Origin of the sequence: Colwellia sp. C1TZA3 (assembly GCF_007954265.1) — a bacterium.
GTDB lineage: Bacteria > Pseudomonadota > Gammaproteobacteria > Enterobacterales > Alteromonadaceae > Cognaticolwellia.
On sequence record NZ_VOLS01000055.1, the window covers coordinates 1 to 21,382 of the forward strand.

The 21,382-nt window shown below is 45.5% G+C and carries 19 protein-coding genes and 1 pseudogene; 5 read left to right on the top strand and 15 right to left on the bottom strand.

What is annotated here, in order from left to right; genetic code table 11:
• The first annotated feature begins 515 nt into the window (after positions 1–515).
• Positions 516–710, top strand: a complete 195-nt coding sequence (locus ESZ39_RS14100; protein WP_146880544.1) for a DUF2892 domain-containing protein — start codon at positions 516–518, stop codon at positions 708–710.
• Positions 711–925: 215 nt separating this feature from the next.
• On the top strand, positions 926–1,882 hold the full coding sequence (locus ESZ39_RS14105; protein ID WP_146880545.1) for a patatin family protein: 957 nt from the start codon (positions 926–928) through the stop codon (positions 1,880–1,882).
• 1,210 nt (positions 1,883–3,092) lie between these two features.
• On the opposite strand, the gene hflC is transcribed toward ESZ39_RS14105, so the two are convergent.
• Both hflC and hflK read right to left on the bottom strand, forming a co-directional pair.
• The gene (gene hflC, locus ESZ39_RS14110; protein ID WP_146880546.1) at positions 3,093–4,040 is read right to left on the bottom strand and encodes a protease modulator HflC; all 948 of its coding nucleotides are present in this window, start codon (positions 4,038–4,040) and stop codon (positions 3,093–3,095) included.
• Positions 4,037–5,014, bottom strand: coding sequence for an FtsH protease activity modulator HflK (gene hflK / locus ESZ39_RS14115; RefSeq protein WP_146880547.1), 978 nt, complete (start codon positions 5,012–5,014; stop codon positions 4,037–4,039). Before hflK ends, hflC begins: the two co-directional genes overlap by 4 nt.
• Before the next feature lie 753 nt (positions 5,015–5,767).
• Between hflK and ESZ39_RS14120 the strand changes: the two genes are divergently transcribed.
• Positions 5,768–6,463, top strand: a complete 696-nt coding sequence (locus tag ESZ39_RS14120; RefSeq protein ID WP_146880548.1) for a VWA domain-containing protein — start codon at positions 5,768–5,770, stop codon at positions 6,461–6,463.
• A 113-nt stretch (positions 6,464–6,576) separates the two neighbouring features.
• A complete protein-coding gene (locus ESZ39_RS14125; protein ID WP_146880549.1) occupies positions 6,577–7,152 on the top strand; it encodes a DnaJ domain-containing protein in 576 nt (191 codons plus the stop codon).
• 481 nt (positions 7,153–7,633) lie between these two features.
• Here the strand turns inward: ESZ39_RS14125 and ESZ39_RS14130 are convergent, their stop codons facing one another.
• The 5 genes from ESZ39_RS14130 to ESZ39_RS14150 all read right to left on the bottom strand — a co-directional run bounded on the left by ESZ39_RS14130 (position 7,634) and on the right by ESZ39_RS14150 (position 9,868).
• Positions 7,634–7,990, bottom strand: a complete 357-nt coding sequence (locus ESZ39_RS14130; protein WP_223270395.1) for a DUF2141 domain-containing protein — start codon at positions 7,988–7,990, stop codon at positions 7,634–7,636.
• Positions 7,991–8,126: 136 nt separating this feature from the next.
• Entirely contained in the window at positions 8,127–8,531 is a 405-nt protein-coding gene (locus ESZ39_RS14135; RefSeq protein ID WP_191321801.1) for a hypothetical protein, read from the bottom strand.
• Positions 8,532–8,663: 132 nt separating this feature from the next.
• Entirely contained in the window at positions 8,664–8,873 is a 210-nt protein-coding gene (locus ESZ39_RS18115) for a hypothetical protein (protein WP_146880566.1), read from the bottom strand.
• Positions 8,874–8,994: 121 nt separating this feature from the next.
• Positions 8,995–9,462, bottom strand: coding sequence for a hypothetical protein (locus ESZ39_RS14145; protein ID WP_146880551.1), 468 nt, complete (start codon positions 9,460–9,462; stop codon positions 8,995–8,997).
• Between the two features lie 157 nt (positions 9,463–9,619).
• Positions 9,620–9,868 (bottom strand): DUF2171 domain-containing protein, encoded by a 249-nt coding sequence (locus tag ESZ39_RS14150; protein WP_146880552.1) that lies wholly within the window; start codon positions 9,866–9,868, stop codon positions 9,620–9,622.
• 289 nt (positions 9,869–10,157) lie between these two features.
• Between ESZ39_RS14150 and ESZ39_RS14155 the strand changes: the two genes are divergently transcribed.
• Positions 10,158–10,352: a hypothetical protein gene (locus ESZ39_RS14155; RefSeq protein ID WP_146880553.1), complete on the top strand. Its 195-nt coding sequence runs from the start codon at positions 10,158–10,160 to the stop codon at positions 10,350–10,352.
• A gap of 431 nt (positions 10,353–10,783) precedes the next feature.
• Here ESZ39_RS14155 and ESZ39_RS14160 read toward each other — a convergent pair whose 3' ends face one another.
• From ESZ39_RS14160 to ESZ39_RS14195, 8 genes and pseudogenes are all read right to left on the bottom strand, one after another.
• Positions 10,784–11,170, bottom strand: coding sequence for a DUF302 domain-containing protein (locus ESZ39_RS14160; protein WP_146880554.1), 387 nt, complete (start codon positions 11,168–11,170; stop codon positions 10,784–10,786).
• A gap of 40 nt (positions 11,171–11,210) precedes the next feature.
• Positions 11,211–13,561 (bottom strand): annotated as a pseudogene (locus ESZ39_RS14165) (heavy metal translocating P-type ATPase).
• On the bottom strand, positions 13,558–13,785 hold the full coding sequence (locus ESZ39_RS14170) for a hypothetical protein (RefSeq protein ID WP_146880555.1): 228 nt from the start codon (positions 13,783–13,785) through the stop codon (positions 13,558–13,560). The pseudogene ESZ39_RS14165 and the gene ESZ39_RS14170 overlap by 4 nt, the downstream one beginning before the upstream one ends.
• A gap of 120 nt (positions 13,786–13,905) precedes the next feature.
• The gene (locus ESZ39_RS14175) at positions 13,906–14,661 is read right to left on the bottom strand and encodes a copper resistance protein B (RefSeq protein WP_146880556.1); all 756 of its coding nucleotides are present in this window, start codon (positions 14,659–14,661) and stop codon (positions 13,906–13,908) included.
• A complete protein-coding gene (locus ESZ39_RS14180) occupies positions 14,658–16,451 on the bottom strand; it encodes a copper resistance system multicopper oxidase (protein ID WP_146880557.1) in 1,794 nt (597 codons plus the stop codon). Before ESZ39_RS14180 ends, ESZ39_RS14175 begins: the two co-directional genes overlap by 4 nt.
• A 10-nt stretch (positions 16,452–16,461) precedes the next feature.
• A complete protein-coding gene (locus ESZ39_RS14185) occupies positions 16,462–16,668 on the bottom strand; it encodes a DUF2171 domain-containing protein (protein WP_146880558.1) in 207 nt (68 codons plus the stop codon).
• A 188-nt stretch (positions 16,669–16,856) separates the two neighbouring features.
• A complete protein-coding gene (locus ESZ39_RS14190; protein WP_146880559.1) occupies positions 16,857–19,898 on the bottom strand; it encodes an efflux RND transporter permease subunit in 3,042 nt (1,013 codons plus the stop codon).
• 2 nt (positions 19,899–19,900) lie between these two features.
• Positions 19,901–21,007 carry an efflux RND transporter periplasmic adaptor subunit gene (locus ESZ39_RS14195; protein ID WP_146880560.1) on the bottom strand — a complete coding sequence of 369 codons (1,107 nt, stop codon included), beginning with the start codon at positions 21,005–21,007 and terminating at the stop codon, positions 19,901–19,903.
• Between the last annotated feature and the right edge of the window lie 375 nt (positions 21,008–21,382).

The following is a 21,382-nucleotide window of genomic DNA, read 5'->3' on the forward strand; positions in this document are numbered from 1 at the left end:
TAAAATGAATAACTACAGCGTTATAAAATTTATAAGGTGAATAACTACTGACTAAATTTTATGCCTTGTATTTATCCATTTTTCCTCATGAAAAAGGTGATCACTTAATTAATCAAATTGGTATAAGTCGTTCTAATTTATAATCAGCCAAAAGTGACCGTTAGCTATGTCGCTCTGAGCCTAGGCTCCTATTGTGACATATCTCATGAGTTGATCATCCCTTAATATTGTCGAATGTTCGCTGTCGAACAGACGTGGATGTCACTTGCAGCATACTCTGGGAACCATATATTCGATTCACACAAAAAGATCTGCTTGATGATGATCTATCCGAGGAACGTGGGTCGTAACTTCGACCAGATCCTACGTATTATTGACGAGATCAAGTTCACCAACAGAACGACATCGCTACCTCGACGAAGAAGTAAAAATAAATTCCCGCAGGACTCGAACTAAGTTAGTTCTTATCTGTGGCTTATGAAGATAGCCTAGTGCTTCGATAAAGGAGAAACACTATGAAGACGAATGAAGGTAAATTGGATCGCTCGGTGCGCATTATAGCAGGTCTAATTTTTATAGGACTAGCCGCCAACAACACAATAGGTGTTTGGGGTTATATCGGGGTTGTGCCGCTGCTGACCGGTGCAATTGGCCTGTGCCCTCTGTACTCACTCCTAGGCATCAATAGCTGTCCGGTGAGGAGGCGCTGAACCTAAATCGATCACGCATGCTCAACTATCAGAAAACATTAGACAGCTATCATGCTTGGGATCACAATTTTATAGTCTCTGTGTCTGCCAAATTTGGATGATGAGTCCAGTATTGCAGTGCTTAAACCAGGTGAAAATTATTCCTCCCGACAGCAATCCGAGAACAAGTGCTTTAGACTTGTCTTATACAATAAATATTATTAGAAGGCCTAAGCATGAAAGTCCTAACATCAACTCCTCCTGTTAATAATTGCGCAGAATCAAACACTAAAATAGCGCTTATTGCTGAAGGTGGTGGTCAACGAGGAATATTCACCGCAGGTGTACTAGATGCCTGGTTAGAGGATAACTTTGATCCCTTTGATATATTTATAGGCACATCTGCTGGTTCACAAAATATCACCAGTTTTTTATCTCGTCAAAAAGGCTATGCTAAGTACTTTATTAGTGAATTATCAAGTAGTAAGCGTTTTTATCAATTAGGCCGTGGATTGGTGGGGGGCAATGTTGTCGATTTGGATTGGTACTTTGATAAAACCATTCAAGGTGTTTTTGCCATAGACTTTGCAGCAGCAACGAAATCATTAGGACAACGAGAGTTATTAATCACCGCAACGAATTCACGTGATAGGCAAGGTTATTTCTTAAGCCCAAATGGTGAAAAAAATCAATGGCGACGATTACTTCAAGCCTCGAGCGCACTACCTTTTTTATATAAACAAGGGGTTAAGATCGCGCCTAAATTGTCCGTTAGTTCAACAGATCAGGCACAGGCAGTTACTGATGACCCTAAAGATGACATTTATCTTGACGGTGGACTTGCTGCGCCGTTGCCGGTTCGTGAATCCTATCGTCGTGGCGCTACAAAAATTGTGGTTATTAGAACGGTGAATAATGAACTTCATACTCAGGCTGCTTGGGTACATAAACTAAAATCATGGATTTATGTGTCTGGGTATTGCCCAAAAATGATTGATTATTTGGTTCAGCATGAGCAAGCTTACCAAAAAGAACTCGCCTTTATTGCTAACCCTCCTGAAGGCGTCGAGATCATTCAAATATTTGCTGAAGACAATCTTCAAAGTAAAATATTAGGTAGTACCGATATAGATTTACAACATGATTATCGTGCAGGTATTATCGCGGGTAATGCTTTTTTAAAGACTCAATAAGCGCTTACATACACAACTTATGAGTATGTTATGACCGAACCATGCGATATACCCGTTCCACTTCAAGGTTCAGTTTCAGTTTCAGTTTCAGTTTCAGTTTCAGTTTCAGTTTCAGTTTCAGAGTTAAGCTAGGAAATCAGACCAAGGCGCGCCACACATATAATGGTAATTCTCGGTAACTGCTCCCGCGTTACTTTAATGTTCTACATCCATTTAAAAACCTTATCAAGTAATGCACAGGTTTTTTGTTCCAGACAAAACCTAAGTACATATATCTATGTATGCAACACTGGACTGTTTTTCTAGCTTAACTCCCTACGGGCAAGCTGATAACGGGTGATCCTCAGCGTTATGGATACAGTTTTTAATGCCCAGAATTTTAACATAGATTTTTGAGCTCGGTAATTGGGCAAGAGTGATGGCAGAAAAAACAACCAATACTAGCATTTAAAAAAACGCTACAAACCGAGCACTCATTTTGTATGTTGACACGCTAAGATTACACACAGACTTTTTCTATTATTGCCCAACTTGCTTGTCCTTCATTTTTAAACAGGTATTATTGAAGTCGTCAAAATTTTCACATGTAGTTTGTACAAATGTCTGAGCGAACGTGTAATACCAGTGCCATTAAGTTTGTGATCTTGTTGTGCGCAGGAAAAATAATTCAAGGTCAGGCGCTCGATTGAGCAATAGCTGGCTATTGGGAGTGAGAGCAACACAGCATTGAGCTATTTTAACGAGTACAGGTGAGCAATAACTTAATGGGATTGGTATAAAAGCTGCACTTGTGATTAAATCATTCGCTACGATATTTTCTACCACTTATGGCAGTGGCCCAGCATTAACAATGCAGGTAGTGTAACCATGGCCAACTCAATTAAAAAATATTATCAGTGGATTACTGCAACTTAGCCTATTGTAGATATTCTGTCACTGCCCTAGCGCAAGGGCCAACGAGGACTTAACTCAAGGTTGCGCTGCAACCCTTTAGCTAAAAGGTTGCGGGCGATTAGAATCAACGCCATTATCACGGTTAGATTTCACGTATTAGTACAAGAGGTGATAGCGGCGATGCACCACATCACAGTGGTGCATCGCTAGCAACTACCCGCTAAAGGCGGTCGGTATTAAACTGCTCAGCGTGTTAAAAGAATTATCGGTTTACCTTGTAGAGTAATCAGTTAATTTATCAATACTTTAATCAATATTAATCGCCTACACCATTGAGCAACTGGTAAAGTTCACTGTCGGTAGTTATTACCAGTGTAGTGCTGGGATCAATCACCTTTTGATAGGTTTCCAAGGTTTTTACAAAACCATAAAGCGCGCGTGAATCTTTTGACCTATCATATATTGTTGAGTAGATGTCTGCTGCCTTCGCGTCGGCAATACCTTTGATTTTTTGTATCTCTTTATAGGCTTCAGATTCAATTCGCTGTAAATCTTTGTCTTTCTTGCCAATAATCTTCGCAGCCTCCCCAGCACCCTCAGAGCGGAATCGTTCCGCAATTTGCTGGCGCTCACTGATCATCCTAGCATAAATTTTCTGGCGAACACTTTCGTTATAATTAATTCGCTTAAAGCGAATATCAAGTAGTTCGATACCAAATTCGGACAATTTCACGGCTGCGGCAGCAAAAATGTCTTCTTCGATTTGACGCCTGCCTTCCTTAATGGGTAATAGGTTACCTATACCGGCTTTGGCCAATAGTGGGTCTATGATGGGCTTTCTATCTTTTGTTGTTCTAACAATTTCTATCAGCTGATGGTTGGCAACAGCATTACGTGTTTCACTACCAAGAATATCATCCAATCTCGATTGTGCACTTCTTTCGTTGCGTAAGCGCAGAAAGTACTGAAGCGGATCCTTAATTTTCCATCGCCCAAACGTATCCACTGTAATGTAAAGTTTATCCTTGGTCGGCATATCATTGGCCGAACCATCCCATAACAAAATACGTTTTTCTATTCGGTTAACTGTTTGTATAAATGGGATCTTGAACTTTAGTCCTGCTTCATTGATGGTGCCGCCAACAGGCTTGCCAAACTGGGTAACAATGACTTGCTCAGTCTCATCAACTTTGTAAAATGATTGATAACACACGACTAATAGCGGCAAAAAAATCGCTAACAGAATATATCCAATAGGTTTCATTTGGCGTCTCCCTGAGTTTTATTGAGTTGTAATAGCGGCAATATCGAAGAGGCTTTATTATCTAAAATGATTTTGTTGTTTATTCTTGGCAAGACTTCTGCCATGTTCTCAAGATAGATCCGTTGCTTAGTGATGGCTCGCGCCTTGATGTATTCGGTTAGCAAGGCACTGAATTTAGCGGTATCTCCTTCTGCCTGGTTGACTCGCAAAATGGCATACCCCTCTGCTACCTGAATAGACTGTTCCGCCTTTCCTCTCGCTCGAGGCACCGCCTTATTATATTGCCCGCGAGCCACATTGATCATTCGCTCCCGCTCCTGCTTAGCTTCGTTTACTTCATCAAAAGATGCTTGTACCGGCTTGGGAGGGTTAACGTTTTTGAGCTGCACCTGATCGATACGCAGTCCCATTTGGTAGAGATTAACAACTTCCTGCATTTTCACTTGTGCGCTGGTTTCGATGTCTTGCCTACCGAAGGTGAGCACTTCATCGACAGTCCTATCGCCAACAACCTCTCGCATAACAGATTCTGAAATGTCGCGAAGGGCATCACCGGGATCTCTAACTTTGAAAAGAAAATCATAGGCGTCTTCAATGCGATATTGAATAACCCATTCCACCAATGCGGTGTTTAGATCCCCCGTTACTATCGTCGTTTCTAACTTCCACTCACTGGGTGGTGATATTTGCTGGGGGTTTGTCGCACCTGCGGTGCCGAAACCAAACTCTTCTTTTAATTGTCGCTTAATCGGGACTTGTGTCACCGTATCAACGCCAAAAGGGATCTTAAAATGCAAACCGGGGGCAACCACGTATTGATAGCTGCCGAAACGCTGCAAGACGCCGACAGATTCAGCAGAGACAGTATAATAACTGCTAAACCCGATATAAAAAACCAAAGCAACGACAATGCCTAAAATTATTTGACGCGGTTTTTTTAATTTTTCCGTCAATTCTAACGCTAATTTATTCATGTAACTTCCCTTAAAGCTTGAGCCGTTAACGGGCAAAAAGAGTGCGCGATGGCTCGTGCGCCAGACTAGCTTACGTCGCTAACACCTAGCGACCAATCATACGGTGCTATTAACGCTGGTTCTGTGCGATATCGAACCGACAAATAACGACTGTTTCGAATTACCGTTGCCTCCCCCGAATAGGCTGTCTAAGCACGTCGCGATATTGAGTGCCAGCATCGCCGGTCTCAGCGCGGCCGATGGATTACGCAATAGTGCCCAAAAATTTTGAGGCAGGTTTAGTCATGTCGGATCTGGTCGAAAAGCACAAAGTATTTAGAGTCTATCTGGTGAAAAAAATCACATTGGCTTTGGAGGTACTCAAGATTTGGTCTGCTAATTCTCGCTCGAATAAACACTATGCATGGGCGAATGCCGCTGCGTATTGGTAATCGCAGATGACGCGGACGGGGCAACACTGAAGCCGCCATATGGCGTATCGAAGGAGCTGTTGCAAGCTTACGTCGTGCTGCTGATATTTACGAGCCGGATGTCGTTGAGAATAGCACAAGCCTTTACTGCTAAAGGCTTGTGCTTTTCTTAACGACGTACTCTTTGCGCTACGATTGCCACATGTTCTTAACGTAACGGCAGCCGTTAGCATCGCTGTGCTGGTTTTTTTGTTTTGTTACTTTATTTAGATTACTTTATTTATGCTACTCTATTTTTATCTTTATTTTTTTACTTTACGTTTAGCAGAAACGGGAACATAACATGGCCTCAAAACTCCCTGATAAAAAGTCGACCGCCCAAGATGTTCAGGCATTCATTGGCAAAGTCAACAAGGCTCCGCTGGTCACTAGCGATAAGGGCAGATTGATATTTGCCATGGATGCCACAGCAAGTCGTGAGCACTGCTGGGATATGGCAAGTCATCAGCATGCGGCTATGTTTGCCGAAGCAGATAAGGTCAGTGCTATCAGTGTGCAGCTTTGTTATTACCGAGGTTTTGGAGAGTTTAAAGCACTTCCTTGGACACGCGGCGCCGACGAAATCAAACAAGCCTTACTTTCAGTACAGTGCCTGGCCGGCAAAACCCAAATTGCCAAAGTGTTAGCGCACGCATTGAGTGAAACTCGCACAAGTAAAGTAAACGCACTGGTGTTTATCGGTGATTGTGTTGAAGAAAACCCGGATTCACTGGGCGCCTTGGCAGGCCAGTTAGGTATACTAAACCTACCTTTATTTGTTTTTCAGGAAGGAAAAAATCCAAAAGTTGGCCGTATCTTCTCACAGCTGGCGACATTGAGCGGAGGCGCACATTGCCAGTTTGATCAAGGCAGTGCCAGACAGTTAGGTCAGTTGTTAGCCGCGGTTGCGGTATATGCAGCTGGCGGTAAATCTGCTTTGAAAAGTAATTTGTTGAGTAAGGATGCAAGCGTGCAACGACTATTACAGCAAATAAAGTAGTCGTGATTAGAAGGCTGTAAAAAATTCAATCGCTCCCTCGAAAATGCCAACACCGTAAAATAAAAGGTGGTAGGCTTTGTGACTTAACTGATACCTCAAATAAGTGAGACTCTATGTTCAGACTTGCCGTTTTAGTAGCGGTTATCATCATCGGCTATATCGCAGTGCGATATATTGATGCCCTGAAGGCCAAAGCGACACAGAGCTCGAGTTCATCGCAGTATTCTACGGTTGAAACTAGCTTGCTCAAAATGACCCTAGAGCACGAAAATGGCAATTTGGATGGTGAATTACTGGCGACTGATAGCAAGGGCAAATACCTGTCTGAATTAAGTCTGTCAGAATTAATTTCTCTCTATGACCTAGCAGATAAGCAATATCCGGATTCGATTGAAGTTTTAACTGCCTATCTTGATCGCGAACATGGTGCTGACTGGCGCGAAGCTGCTAATGCCGGAGGCTATTCTAAAGAGAGTGGACAAAGCTCTAGCACAAGTGATAACAGTGAGATGATTGCAAGTGAAGCTTATGCTGTGCTGGGCCTTGATCAAAACGCAACGGAGGAAGAAGTCATCGCAGCGCACCGCAAACTAATGCTAAAGCTCCATCCAGATCGGGGTGGCAGTAATTACTTGGCAGCAAAAATAAATCAGGCGAAAAATTTACTGGTGAACCACAAGGACAAGTAAACGTAAGACGCTCATGTTTCACATTGCCTATTTGGACTTTTCCTTTGTCCTCAAGGCTTTGCTTTCTGCTAATAAAGCTCAATGGCTTGGCGTCAAATCCAGCTCCAGCGAGCGTTTCACTGGGGATCATTCGCTGCAGAGTGATTGGCAGGCGCCGCGATGCAGCGCTGGTGTGCATCGTTCGAAATCGCATTCGAAAACGTATCCAAGAACGAAATGTGCGGGCTGTAGCCATACATCGTCACCGAGTACCCCAGCATTCCTGCCTGACGAGCGCCTGAAAGTCAGCTGAGTCGAACTTGAAGAACGGCGACTTAATGGGATTGGTGTAATAGCGCTTTTTCAGGGTCATCTGCATATGAGTACGCTGCCGCTACCTAAGTCGGAGAACCCAGTTAGTTGGATTGACGGTTTAGTCTGTAACATTCATAAACCATAGCGCTGCGACCAGAGAACCGCTTGACTATAAGCATAATTCTCATCAGTATTTCAATTTAATCGTCAGATTAAGTTTCTGCTCGTCGTAATGGAATCTGGCGGCTGAAAAGGCAGGAGCGCCAAATTCGTCAATGGTGGTATTTGAAAAACCATAGCCTTCTGTGGGAACTCCCAACAAGTTGGTGTCAAGCTTGCCATCCATATTTTCATCATGAATAACGGCAAGTGCATAAGTGCCCGTCGGTATATTTATAAAATCACAACGTGCTTGCGTATCCTGAACCTTTGTCATTGAGATGTTAGTTGCTGAGTGCAAAAACTCAGTAGGAAAGCCCTCTGACCTTTTAAAAAGCCCGCAAGCTATCACTCCAGTGCTGTTTTTGATGTCCAGAATTTTCACGTGAATGCCTGGGCACGGTGGTTGGGCAAAAGTGATGGCAGGAAAAACGACCAATACTAGCGTTGTAAACAAGGCGACAAACCGAGCCCTCATTTCGTATTTCGACACGCCGTGGTGACACACAGACTTTTTTCTATTATTGCTCAACTTTCTTATCCTTCATTTTCAAACAGGTATTGTTAAAGTCATCAAATTTTTCGCATGTGGTTTGCACAAATGTCTGTTCGGACGGGTAGAAGGTGCATTTTGACTGGTAATAGCAAGTGCTTTTAAACTTATCCCAGCGCTGACATTGTTCAACACATTCGAGGTTTTTATGCGTATAAGTGGTTTTCTCAAACAAACATTTATTATTAAAATCATCCCAATACTGGCAGTCGTTGAGGGCCAAAGGTTTATCAGTTGACGTTTGGCCACATGTGACGGTAAGGTCACCTGTACGGTATACTTCCCCTGGGGCAAGTTTTAGCTCTTTTGCTCCAACATTACTTGCCAGAGATATCACCCATACCAATAAAACCATCAGCACATATCTATTCATAATTAAAGTCCTCGTTATCTTAATCTGTCTTAATTTATTTTTAATCTAACAAATCCCATTGGCAGATCTTGGAAAATGCACACTTATAACCTTAGTCCAAGATTGTTCAACAAGTCGAATAAATAGCAGCTGCTATTTATTCTTATTCATTATGGGAATATCTTTAAGTAACTTTATAATAAAGAGATTATTGTTTAGTTTCGCTAAGTCAATGAGATAGCTTTTTTCAATCTCTTGCATCGTTAAGTCTGCCAATAATTTTTTCACCAGCAGCTCTTCACCATTTGCTATGGCTGTTTTCAAGGCCGCAAAGTTCGCGATACCATCACGACACCAGGTTATGTTGGTCTGTGTTGTTCGCTGCCATTAGTTGCGCTCCGATTATTGCCAATTGGATTCTTTGCTAACGACTTCATTTTTTTCATCAGGCTGGCTAGTGGTAATGACTGTCTATTACTCAGCGCTATTGCCCAGTTCTATCCTCAGACTCAAATTCTTTTTTGGCTTTTCCCCATGCACTATTGACTGCGCCATAGGCATTGGAGAAACCCGTCTTCATTTGCCCCCACGCATCGTTAGAGCTGCTTTTTAATCGCCCATACCACTCTGCCACTTCTATCCTTTGACTGCGCAATGATTTCAGACTGGTGCGGGCGTTGTTACGGGCAGCCTTATTCATTTTATCCCAGTTATCATCAATGCTTGTTTCCAGTTCATCGATGCGGTTATCCAAATTATCCAAAGCTGCCTCCGCCTTCTTACTTGCTTCGTCCCTTTGATTAGCAGTATAGGCTTTGAGCGTGTGAATCAAGCTCTGCGTTTCTTGTTTCACTTCCTCTATTGAGGTCATATCCGTGGGTGTTTTCGCATAAACAACGGGTGTCATGCCCATGATGCCAATCAGCATAAATGCGCAGGTATTAAATCTCATTTTTTTCATCCTTTTTTAATAGTTCTCTTACTAATAACACAACGCACAATCTATGCTATAGCTTTATGGTGTGACGCCAAATCTAATGACCTATCACTGAGAATCGGTCGTCGCGATGGGTGAGGATAACGTCTATGTTAGCCAAGACACTAAGGTTTTAGTGTCTTGACCCTGTTGGCGAAGTTTGTGACCACTCCTGCATTGCCTGGCCCCCTGGACGATCGACTTTAACCTTGTCGCCTTCTGTTAAGGTTAGCCAGCTTAAGGGAATGTAATGGTGTTCGCCGTCCGTGTTTTTCTTCAATTTTAGAGTATCCGTCCCCTCCATATGATCGACAGTAGCAAATTGACTATCTTCAGAGCAGAAAACAGGCATATCAGGTTTAATTTGGTCGGTATCTGTCATAGTTTTCCCTTTTTAAAATGAACAATCAGTCTTTTGACAAGCTTTAGAAAGCTGTTGACTCTAACTAAAGTTATGGGTTGTGTGCTGTCTCCACCACACAGTAAAAACAATAGCCATAAAACCAAACACAGTCTGTACGACAGCGAACAGATATCTTCATACTCTGATGTATTTTGCGATTTAGGTTTATAGCGAATCGTGTAACGGTTCGCCTAACTTTTAGTTTATCTATTAGATAAATTTAATTTTTTTATCGTTTCATTTTTTATAAAAAATCAGGAGATATAAGATGGAAAACCCAAATCAAATTATTAAACATGAGAAGAGAAAAGGGCTGATTATGTTGGGCGTTATTTCTTTGGGGTTAAGGGTTGTTGGCACGGGCTTCTATTTAGCGGGTATGAAATTTAATACCGTTGTCGCAAAACAATCGGGAATAATCATGGCGCTTATGGGTGTTATACCAGTTCCATTAAGTTTGTGATCTTGTTGTGCGCAGGAAAAATAACTCAAGGTAAGGCGCTCGATTGAGCAATAGCTGGCTATTGGGATTGAGATCAACACAGCCTTGAGCTATTTTAACTAGTACAAGTGAGCAATAACTTAATGGGATTGGTGTTATTGGCCTAGTGATTTATTACTGGGGTGTGAAGCATCACCTTCACGCCGGCGTAAGGTGAGCCCACGCACAACAGATAACTAATAAGCCATAGTAAAGACAAACTGTTGTCCACCGGGCTGATGCGTAAAAATGTGTAATGGTATTCGTTAAACTCCTCTTTCTATAATGCACAGCGTACTCATAAACCAACGGATAGAACGAATAGTTTGTCTACCTGTTCTAGCAATGAGCATGCTGTGTAAGATAATGGTTTAAGCTTCCCCGTCATCACTTCTGCCTAGTGAAGCGACGAGTCAAATCGCCTTGATAGCCTCAGACAACATATCTCTTACCTCGCCCGCGACCTGTTTGAGTTGCTCATTGTCGATTGCGCTCATGGATGACACGGGATCAACTGCGCTGACTTCCACACCCTGAGATGTTTCGCGAATAATGACATTGCACGGCAACATTGCACCTACCCGGGGTTCCAGGCCAATCGATTCCCAGGCCATGTTTGGATTACAGGCTCCAAGGATCCGATAAGCGAGCATATCCTTATCCAGTTTCTTTTTCATGGTCGCCTTGACGTCTATTTCTGTCAAAACCCCAAAACCCCGATCAGCTAGGGCTTTACGGGTTCGCTCATCCACTTCAGCGAACTCGGCATTCTCAAAAACACGATCTATTGTATAAGACATACATATCTCCTTTTTTTCCGGGGGAAGTCCCCCCATCAATTTAATCGTTTGACAGTTTCACCACCCTCAATCGTAGGGCATTGGTAATGACGCTTACCGAAGACAGCGACATTGCCGCAGCCGCAATGATGGGCGACAGCAGGATACCGGTAAATGGATACAAGACCCCTGCCGCAATCGGCACGCCCGCGGTGTTGTAAATGAAGGCAAAGAACAGATTCTGCCGGATATTGCGCATAGTTGCCCGCGACAATTTCCGTGCTTCGACAATCCCCATCAGATCGCCGCGTAACAGGGTAATACCCGCACTTTCGATGGCTACGTCTGTCCCTGTTCCCATGGCAATGCCGACGTCTGCGGTTGCTAGGGCTGGCGCATCGTTCACACCATCCCCTGCCATGACAACAATACGTCCTTCATCCTTCAATCGCTGAATGACCTTACCCTTGTCTTCTGGCAATACTTCCGCTTCCACTTCATCAATATGCAGTTTGCGAGCCACGGCTTCGGCGGAGGTTCGGTTGTCTCCGGTCAGCATCACTACCCGAATCCCTTCCTTTTGAAGAGCGGAAATAGCTGCTTCAGTGGTCTCCTTGACTGGGTCTGCAATCGCCAGCAAACCACAGACCTTGCCCTCTACGGCAGCAAAGATCACGGTGGCGCCGTCCTCACGAAGCTGGTCTGCGTCTGCCTCAAAGTCTGAGGTGTCGACACTTTCCAACGCCATTAATAATCGATTGCCAAGCAGAACCTTTTTTCCATCAATCTTGCCAGTCACCCCTTTGCCGTTCGGGGAATCGAAATCCTCGGCGTCTGGCAATGTCATTTCATGGTTTTGGCTTTATCCAGAATCGCATGCGCCAGAGGATGCTCACTACCCTTTTCCAGACCACCGGCGAAGCGCATCAAGTCCTCATCGCTGAAACCGTTTGCCGGAACCAACTTGGTCACCTGAGGCTTGCCCTCGGTCAGAGTGCCGGTTTTATCTACCACTACTGTGTCGACTTTCTCCATGCGCTCCAAGGCTTCCGCATCTCTGATCAAAACACCGATCTGAGCGCCTCGCCCAATACCGACCATGATCGACATCGGGGTCGCCAGACCCAAGGCGCAGGGACAGGCAATAATTAAAACACTCACGGCGGCGATCAAACCAAAGGCCATAGGTGGCGTTGGCCCGACGATCGACCAGACCACGAATGCAATGGCGGCAACCAGAATAACCGCCGGAACGAACCAGCCAGCCACTTTGTCAGCCAGCCCCTGGATGGGCGCACGGCTACGCTGTGCGCTGGCAACCATCTGGACAATCTGAGACAGCATGGTGTCACGCCCTACTTTGTCGGCCCTAAGAATAAAACTGCCTTGCTGGTTGATACTGCCGCCAATGACCTGGTCTCCGGTCTTTTTACTAATAGCCAGAGGTTCACCAGTGACCATAGATTCATCGACGTTGGAACTGCCTTCGAGCACCTCGCCATCCAGCGGCACTTTGTCGCCTGGGCGAACCCGCAATCGGTCGCCGACCTTTACCTGATCGAGCGACACGTCCGACTCGCTGCCGTCATCATCGAGTTTTCTTGCCGTCGTCGGGGCAAGGTTCAACAAGGCTTTAATGGCGCCAGAGGTTTTCTCCCGGGCCCGCAGCTCAAGCACCTGACCCAGCAATACCAGCACCACAATGACCGCGGCCGCTTCAAAATACACGGCGACTGAGCCATCCTCTTGGTGAAAGGCCTCGGGGAATATTTGCGGTGCAAGGGTCGCTACCAGGCTGTAGATTAGAGAGACACCCGTACCGATGGCAATCAGTGTAAACATATTCAGATTGCGGCTGAGGACTGATTTCCAGCCACGAACAAAGAAGGGTGCGCCACACCAAACAACCACAGGCGTCGCCAGAACCAACTGAATCCAGTTGGATATTTGTGCTGACATAATCTGCTCAATCCCAAAAAAGTGCCCCCCCATTTCAAGCACAAATACCGGAAGCGCCAGGGCCAGACCGATCCAGAATCGACGAGTCATGTCAGTGAGTTCTTCGGAGGGTCCGTCATCGAGACTTACTTCTTCCGGCTCCAGGGCCATGCCACAGATCGGACAGTCACCCGAGCCTTGCTGACGAATTTCTGGATGCATCGGGCAGGTGAACATGGTGCCGGGGGCGACCGGCTGCGACTTTTCATTCTTACCACTGAGGTACTTGTCAGGGTCGTCGTTGAACTTTGACTTGCAACCTGAAGAACAGAAATACCAGGTCTCTTGTGCATGCTTACTTTGATACTTTGCAGTTTTGGGGTCTACCGACATCCCGCACACAGGGTCTTTTGCCGAATGCTCCCCGTGACTTTCATGTTCATGATGATCATGTTGGTGTTTATGTTCGCTCATGCTATCTTTGCTCCTGCTTTAGTCGCGGGCCACTCGGCAAAGGCGAGAAAATACAACAGAGCCAGATTTATCATCGGAACCAGCATCAGGAGTGCCAGCCAGCCTGGATGTCCCGCACGCTGGCATATTCGCCAGACCGGCACGACGACTAAGATCGCAATCACTAGCATCCACAGCCAGTGCCCAGCCCACATAGCATTACCAAACATGTTCTCGTCCATCATAATATTCTCCTCTTTTTTAAATCGTACTTTTGAATCATAGATAACAATGATCAATGGTGATGGGCATGTGACTTTTCATCGAAATAATTTTTGAACTGTTCTTTTATTTCGAATTTTCCTTTAGAACCAGACCCGTGCGCCAAGCACAAACCCCGTTTCACTCGTAGCCGCGCCTTGTGCCTGAAGCGCATCCGCGCTATTACCAAGCGCTTTATCCCAATAGACGCCGACATAGGGCGCAAATTCACGCGTGATTTCGTGCCGATAGCGCAGACCCATTCTTAAATGACTAAAACCACTCTGCCGATCGTATTTTTCTGAATCGCTCAGGTTAGCAGTCAACTCTAATCGTGGTTGCAAGTAAGATGTCTGCGTCAATTGCCAATCATATTCCATTTCACTGATGAACTGTAAATCACCTTTTTCGTTTATTAACAGTGAGTTATCCATTTCAAACCAATAAGGTGCTAAACCCATGAAACCTATAACAGCGTAATGTTCCATTTGGGTACCTGATGAAAGCTCGCCACGCGTTCCTATACCGGTTTGAAAAGACCAGAAAGGCGAGATTAGATAGCCGTAGAGCAGTTCTGCACTTTCTAGGTCAGTTGGCTCCCCATCATTCTGGGTATTCTCACCCTCACTCTTAAATACAAGCCGATGATAATCACCTCCGTACCAAGCGAGCATGTCCCAAACCGCTCGATTTTCTTGCTCGTTGCTTCGTGCAAGTTCCAACCGATCGAACAAAACCTTTCCAGTTTTGATATCGATAACAGGCTTGGGCCAATCACTATTATGCTCATCTGCCTGAATCTGGAACCCCGTTACACTCAGTAATATGCTAATCAAAATACTAACCAAAATAGCTTTCATACTTTGGCCTCCTTGGAAACATGCACAACCCTGAACATACCGGCGTCCATGTGATAGAGTAAATGACAGTGAAACGCCCAGCTCCCTAATGCATCCGCGGTGATTAATAACGACACTTTTTCACTCGGTTTAAGGCTGATAGTATGCTTTCTTGGCCTCGGAAAATTACCATTTTCCAGTTCCATCCACATCCCATGAAGATGAATTGGATGATCCATCATGGTGTCGTTAACCAGCACTAGACGTAAACGTTCGCCATACTGAAACGGGATAGGGCCATCGACTTCAGAATATTTTTTGCCGTCAAATGACCACATGTAGCGCTCCATGTTCCCAGTGAGATGAAGTTCAAGCATGCGACTGGGTTCGCGCTCATCCGGCCAAGTATGAGCGCCTTGCAAATCAGCGTAAACAAGCACCTTACGACTGCTGTTTTCCAGTCCAATACCGGGTTCATCTAAACGAGATTGAGGATTCTTTGCAATCATGGCCGCGCCAGCACCATGTTCATCTTTAGAGTGCGTTATATTAATGCTTTCTACAGGTAGAGGCGCTTTCTTATGCTGCATAGCATGGCCTGACATTTGCCTCATCGGCATGCTGTCGTGTTCTTCCATGTTGACCATTTTTTTTTTGTCAGACATTTCACTCATATCGGACATGTCGCCCATACCCATCGCAGCCATCCCGCGCTCGGTAATAATACGACGAGTAGGAATAGACGCGACCCGTCCTAATTCAGGCGTCAGTGTTCCTCTTGCATAGCCGCTTCTATCTAAGCTTTCAGCGAAAAACGTATATGCCTGATTTTCTTTAGGCTCGACAATGACATCAAAGGTTTCTGCAACCGCAATTCGAAATTCATCTACCTTCACCGGCTTAACCGGCTGACCATCTGCCGCTACCACTGTCATTTCTAAGCCTGGAATACGAAAATCAAAATAGGTCATAGCAGAACCGTTGATAATTCTAAGACGAATCTTTTCTCCTGCTTTAAATAGCGCCGACCAATTATCGTCTGGGGTTCGACCGTTCATCAAATAGGTGTAAGTACTCGCAGTGATATCAGCGATATCTCTCGGACTCATTCTCATTTGGCCCCACATAGCGCGTTGCTGCCAGGTTTTCGCTAAGCCTTGCTTTTCAACATCGTCAAGCGTCTCGAAGATAGTCCTTTTTTGATAATTGTAATAACCTTCAGCTACCTTAAGATTACGCATCACATCGTGGGGATCTTCGAAGGTCCAGTCACTGAGCACAATTGTGTGTTCCCGATCTGCACCGATATCGCCGTCCGAGGGCTCGATAATGATGGGACCTAAATGGCCCAATTGCTCTTGTAAACCTGAATGACTGTGATACCAGTATGTTCCGTTTTGCTGCACATCAAAAACATAGTTATAGGTTTCATTGGGTCGAATCCCAGCGAATGAAACACCCGGTACGCCATCCATCCGCTCTGGCAAAATAATGCCATGCCAGTGAATAGAGGTATCTGTTTTCAGGTGGTTAGTGACGTTTATTTTCGCCACTTGCCCTTCTTTAAGACGAATTAACGGTCCTGGCATCTGCCCATTGATAGTAATGGGATTACCTTTTGCCCCACCTATATTCATCTTTTGTTGTGAAATCGCCAGGTTGAGGGTCTCTCCGCTCACTATTTGGTCTTTGTAAACCCGGCCTTGCGGTGTCGCCCAAGCAGGGGCGACTCTCGTAAGTGCTACAGCCGACGCTACACCCAATGCCCCGCGTAAAAATATCCTGCGGCCGAATAATTTCTCGTCACTCATAATATGTTACTTAACATGAATTTTTTTCCTGCTTGGTATTTAAATATAAGCTATTTGTTAAGGTTAGCCAGCTTAAGGGAATGTAATGGTGTTCGCCGTCCGTGTTTTTCTTCAATTTTAGAGTATCCGTCCCCTCCATATGATCGACAGTAGCAAATTGACTATCTTCAGAGCAGAAAACAGGCATATCAGGTTTAATTTGGTCGGTATCTGTCATAGTTTTCCCTTTTTAAAATGAACAATCAGTCTTTTGACAAGCTTTAGAAAGCTGTTGACTCTAACTAAAGTTATGGGTTGTGTGCTGTCTCCACCACACAGTAAAAACAATAGCCATAAAACCAAACACAGTCTGTACGACGATCACACGATCGTCGCCTTAGTTGGTCTTTAATCACCAACAATACCTTACTTCTCAGGCTTTGAAGTCTCAATCTTCTTCGCCAGCACAATATAGAAGGCAGGCAACACATACATTGTTAAGAAAGTCCCGATACCAAGCCCAGTGGCAATAGTAATGCCAATCGCGAAACGCGACTCTGCTCCCGGGCCGGCCGCAATCAACAGCGGGATCATGGCGACGATAAGCGCCAGCGAAGTCATGATAATGGGGCGCAGCCGGATCGCCGCGGCTTCAATGACCGCGTCGCGCTTATTGCGTCCTCTCTCTTGCAGTGTATTGGCGAACTCCACGATAAGAATACCGTTCTTCGCGGCCACACCAATCAATGTGATCAGACCGACCTGGGTGTAGATGTTCATCGTCGCAAAACCAAGCATGATAAAAGCCATTGCCCCGGCAATCGACATAGGCACCGACACCAAGATGATAAGTGGATCACGCCAGCTTTCAAATTGCGCAGCCAGCACCAGATAGATAACCAGTAGCGATAAAAAGAAAGTCACGATTAGCGCACTGCCAGAATTTTCAAACTGCCTTGACTCACCCTTAAAATCGTAGCTAAAGCCCCGTGGCAGAATATCGCCTGCCTGCGCTTTCATGAAACCGATAGCCTGTCCCATCGGCACTGATGGCGCTGGAATGCCTTCGATTGTGATTGAATTAAGCTGATTGAATTGTGTCCTCGATGAAGGTTCAACATCATGCTCGAAGCTGATGACTGAGCCCAGTGGAACCAATTCGCCAGAGTCAGCGCGGATGAAGTAATCGTTGAGCGCGGTTTCTATTTGTCGCGCGGATCGCTCAACCTGAGGAATAACCTTATACGAACGCCCCTCCATGTTAAAACGACTAATAAACCCACCGCCCAGCATACCGCCAAGTTCCTGACCTATGTCCTGCATCGACAAACCAAGATCAGCGACGCGCTCGCGGTCAACCTTTACTCGGGTGATAGGCTTGTCGATGTTGATCGACTTCTGTACGAACGTGAACTTGCCACTCTGCATCGCAACCCCAACGAGTTCATCTGCTATCTGATCGAGCTGCGAAAAATCACTACCCGAGGTCAGCACAAATTGAAAGGGTAGACCGCCACTCGAACCTGGCAAGGATGGGATCGGGAATAACGCTGTTTTTAAACCCGTTATCTCTGCCACAGAGGCTTGCAGCTCAGGCATGATGTCAAACTGTGATATATCCCGTTCGCTCCAAGGCTTCATTTTGAAGCCACCAAACACCGCATTTGAGCTCCCCATGCCAACCAGCATGAACGTCTCGTCGTAGCCTGGCACTTCCTCAAAAGCCGTCTGCATTTCGGCGCTATACTTCTGTAGGTATTCGAGCGTAGCCGTCTGCGGTCCTTTGCCTTGAAACAGAACGATGCCGCGATCTTCAGCGGGTGCCAGTTCATTTTGGCTTAACATCATCATAAAAAATATCGATACAAGTACGGCTAGCGCAAACATGATCACCGGTGATACCGCTTTGACGACAATAGCCAGAGAGCGCTGATAAACGCTGGCGAGCCGGTTGAACAAACGTTCAACCGCACTTTCAAAGCGGGACGACTTGCCATGCGGCTTAAGTACCTTACTGGCCAGCATCGGCGACAACGTCAAGGCGACGATCCCTGAAATGACCACCGCGCCAGCAAGCGTGAAGGCAAACTCGGTAAACAACGAGCCAACCAAGCCACCCATAAAGCCAATCGGTGCGTACACCGCAACCAGTGTAACTGTCATAGCGATGACGGGATTGGCCATTTCTCGGGCACCGATCAACGCCGCATCCTTATTTGATTTACCATCGACGATATGACGGTGTATATTCTCAACGATGATGATGGCATCGTCGACGACCAAGCCGATCGCCAGCACGAGAGAGAGCAGCGTCAGTAAATTAAGCGAAAAACCCAGCACAAGCATAATGAAGGCACCACCAATGAGCGAGAGCGGTACCACTATTGAAGGAATAATAGCTGCCCGCAGCGATCCGAGACATAAAAATACAATGATAAGAACGATAATCACCGCCTCGAGTAGCGTTTTGATGACTTCATTGATTGAATCGTCGATAAATTCGGAGGCATCATAGGGCAGCTCAACCTGCAGATTAGATGGCAGCTGCGACTCAATGCCCGGCAGGAGTTCCTTAACTCGTTCTGCCACAGACAGTGGATTAGAACCCGGAGAAATGTTGATGGCGACGTAGGTCGAGGGCTTGCCTTTGTAAAGTGCAATGTTCTCGTAGGTCTGCGAGCCGAGCTCTACCCTAGCAATATCTTTGAGACGAACGATGGTATCTTCGGTCGATTTGATCACCAGATTCTCAAACTGTTCAGTGTTTGCGACGTCAGTATTGCTAGTGAGATTGATTTTGATGAATTCATCTTTGGTTTGCCCGACCGCAGAAATGTAGTTGTTCTCACGCAGAGTTTGAGCAATATCGGTCGAGGTGAGATTAACCGCAGCGAGTCGTTGAGGATCGAGCCAAACTCTCAGCGCAAAGCGCCGTCCTAGCAGTTCGGCTTTACCGACACCCGAAATGGCCTGTAGTTTTGGCTGGACTTCCCGGGCAAGATAATCGGTGATCTGTGGAACTTGCATAGTGTCGCTGAAGAAGGCGATGTACATCAGCGCGCGCCCTTCTCCTGTCGTTGAGTTGATAACGGGATCCTGAGCCTTAGCAGGAAGCACGTTACGCTGACTGGCAACCTTAGATTGGATCTCTGCCAACGCGTCATTGGCATCGTAGTTGAGTTCCATCTGTGCTTCAATGGTTGAAAAGCCCTGCGTACTAGACGAGCTCAAAAAGTCGATACCTTTAGCTTCGGCAATCGCCTGTTGCAAAGGCTGAGTGATAAAACCCTGAATCAGTTCACTGCTGGCACCTGGATATACAGTAGTCACCGTGACTTTAGTGCTTTTCAGTACCGGGTATTCACGGATTTCCATTTCCATTATGGAGCGTACACCAAGCAGTAGTATTAACAGGCTTACAACCGTAGACAGCACAGGTCGTCGTATAAATATGTCTGTAAAACGCATGGTTATTCTACTCCAACACCGCCAGTGGGCGTGTCTCTCTGCTTAATGTGCACTGATTGTCCAGCCCTAAGGCGCAGCAGGCCAGACGCAATAATACGTTCTCCGGGTTGTAACCCTTTTTTAACTTCCGTCATGCCCTCCCGTGTAGCACCGGTTTCTAATGTCCGCCGCTCAGTCACCAGTTGGCCGTCTTCATTTTCAGTTAAGACATAGGCGAAGTTGCCGTAGGTGTTAAACGACAGTGCCGTGTTTGGAATCGCAACCACCTGCCGCACACCCTCTGCCAAGGTGCTGATAGTAGCGAACATGCCAGGCTTGAGGTCTTGCTGCGGATTGAGAAGTTGCGCGCGCAGCTGAACTGTACGGGTTTCAGACGTGATCGAGCTATTAATAGCGCTAACCTTGCCTTTAAATACCGGTGAACCTGTTGCTACCACAGTAACTTCAACGGGATCACCAATATTGACACTAGCAAGCTCTTTTTCAGACAGTGTGTATTGCACCAGAATCGGATTAAGCATATTGATTTCAACAATCGGCGTACCTACAAATAGGTATTCACCAATATCCGCCAGACGGAGTCCGAGTACACCGTCAAAAGGGGCTCTGAGTACTTTTTTGCCAAGCCTAGCCTCAGCTTCTTGCATCCGTGCTATAGCGGTATCCTTCGCAGCCTTGGTTTTATCAAAGGCGATTTGTGACACCGCCTGCTTGGAAATCAGGTCGGCGTTATGCTGAAATTCCTTCAAGGCAAACTGTACCTCAGCCTGACGTGTTGTAAGCGCGGCTTGTTCGATATCGCTGTTCAGGCGAATTAAGGCGTCACCTTTTTGTACGCGTTGACCCGATTCGAACAATACCTCCGTCACCACACCAGGCAATTCATTCGCAATTCTGACACCATTAATAGCTCTGATGCCGCCGATTGATTGAATGCTTGGTTGCCAGGAGACGGTAGAGACCTTAGTCACATCAACGACGGTGGCTGGGCGTGGCTGTGAGAACTTAGCCTGCATTTGATCAATTTGATAGAGCTTGTAGCCAAAAATACCGCCGATAACGACAAGCAGCAGAACAATAGCAATTACGAAGCGTGAGAACGTGCCCATTAAGCTGGCATCCTTTCTAGTTGATATGAGTAAATAATACCAAGTTGATTAATTACCTGCTCATTTTTAATGGTTAAAATGAATAACTACAGCGTTATAAAATTTATAAGTAGAATAACTACTGACTAAATTTTATGCCTTGTATTTATCCATTTTTCCTCATGAAAAATGAGCAGGTAATTAATCAAATTGGTATAATGTTAAAAATCAGCCTATATAACCATTCCACTTTAAAGTGCAGTTTCAGAGCTAAGCTAGGAAATCAGATCAAGGCGCGATACGAAGATAATGGTTATTAGAGCAGCGCAGGATGCAGTTGCCGAGAACAACTATTCTCGGCTCTGGCATTCTGCTTCGCCCTACCTTCACCATCCA

Excerpts from the sequence above, each read along its gene's own strand:
- ESZ39_RS14170 (WP_146880555.1), bottom strand. The coding sequence starts at position 13,785 with ATGATGGACGAGAACATGTTTGGTAATGCTATGTGGGCTGGGCACTGG.
- ESZ39_RS14150 (WP_146880552.1), bottom strand. The coding sequence starts at position 9,868 with ATGACAGATACCGACCAAATTAAACCTGATATGCCTGTTTTCTGCTCT.
- ESZ39_RS14180 (WP_146880557.1), bottom strand. The coding sequence starts at position 16,451 with ATGAGTGACGAGAAATTATTCGGCCGCAGGATATTTTTACGCGGGGCA.
- ESZ39_RS14175 (WP_146880556.1), bottom strand. The coding sequence starts at position 14,661 with ATGAAAGCTATTTTGGTTAGTATTTTGATTAGCATATTACTGAGTGTA.
- ESZ39_RS14105 (WP_146880545.1), top strand. The coding sequence starts at position 926 with ATGAAAGTCCTAACATCAACTCCTCCTGTTAATAATTGCGCAGAATCA.
- ESZ39_RS14160 (WP_146880554.1), bottom strand. The coding sequence starts at position 11,170 with ATGTCTTATACAATAGATCGTGTTTTTGAGAATGCCGAGTTCGCTGAA.
- ESZ39_RS14145 (WP_146880551.1), bottom strand. The coding sequence starts at position 9,462 with ATGAGATTTAATACCTGCGCATTTATGCTGATTGGCATCATGGGCATG.
- ESZ39_RS14120 (WP_146880548.1), top strand. The coding sequence starts at position 5,768 with ATGGCCTCAAAACTCCCTGATAAAAAGTCGACCGCCCAAGATGTTCAG.
- ESZ39_RS14195 (WP_146880560.1), bottom strand. The coding sequence starts at position 21,007 with ATGGGCACGTTCTCACGCTTCGTAATTGCTATTGTTCTGCTGCTTGTC.
- ESZ39_RS14190 (WP_146880559.1), bottom strand. The coding sequence starts at position 19,898 with ATGCGTTTTACAGACATATTTATACGACGACCTGTGCTGTCTACGGTT.
- ESZ39_RS14125 (WP_146880549.1), top strand. The coding sequence starts at position 6,577 with ATGTTCAGACTTGCCGTTTTAGTAGCGGTTATCATCATCGGCTATATC.
- hflC (WP_146880546.1), bottom strand. The coding sequence starts at position 4,040 with ATGAAACCTATTGGATATATTCTGTTAGCGATTTTTTTGCCGCTATTA.
- ESZ39_RS14100 (WP_146880544.1), top strand. The coding sequence starts at position 516 with ATGAAGACGAATGAAGGTAAATTGGATCGCTCGGTGCGCATTATAGCA.
- hflK (WP_146880547.1), bottom strand. The coding sequence starts at position 5,014 with ATGAATAAATTAGCGTTAGAATTGACGGAAAAATTAAAAAAACCGCGT.
- ESZ39_RS14155 (WP_146880553.1), top strand. The coding sequence starts at position 10,158 with ATGGAAAACCCAAATCAAATTATTAAACATGAGAAGAGAAAAGGGCTG.
- ESZ39_RS14185 (WP_146880558.1), bottom strand. The coding sequence starts at position 16,668 with ATGACAGATACCGACCAAATTAAACCTGATATGCCTGTTTTCTGCTCT.
- ESZ39_RS14135 (WP_191321801.1), bottom strand. The coding sequence starts at position 8,531 with ATGAATAGATATGTGCTGATGGTTTTATTGGTATGGGTGATATCTCTG.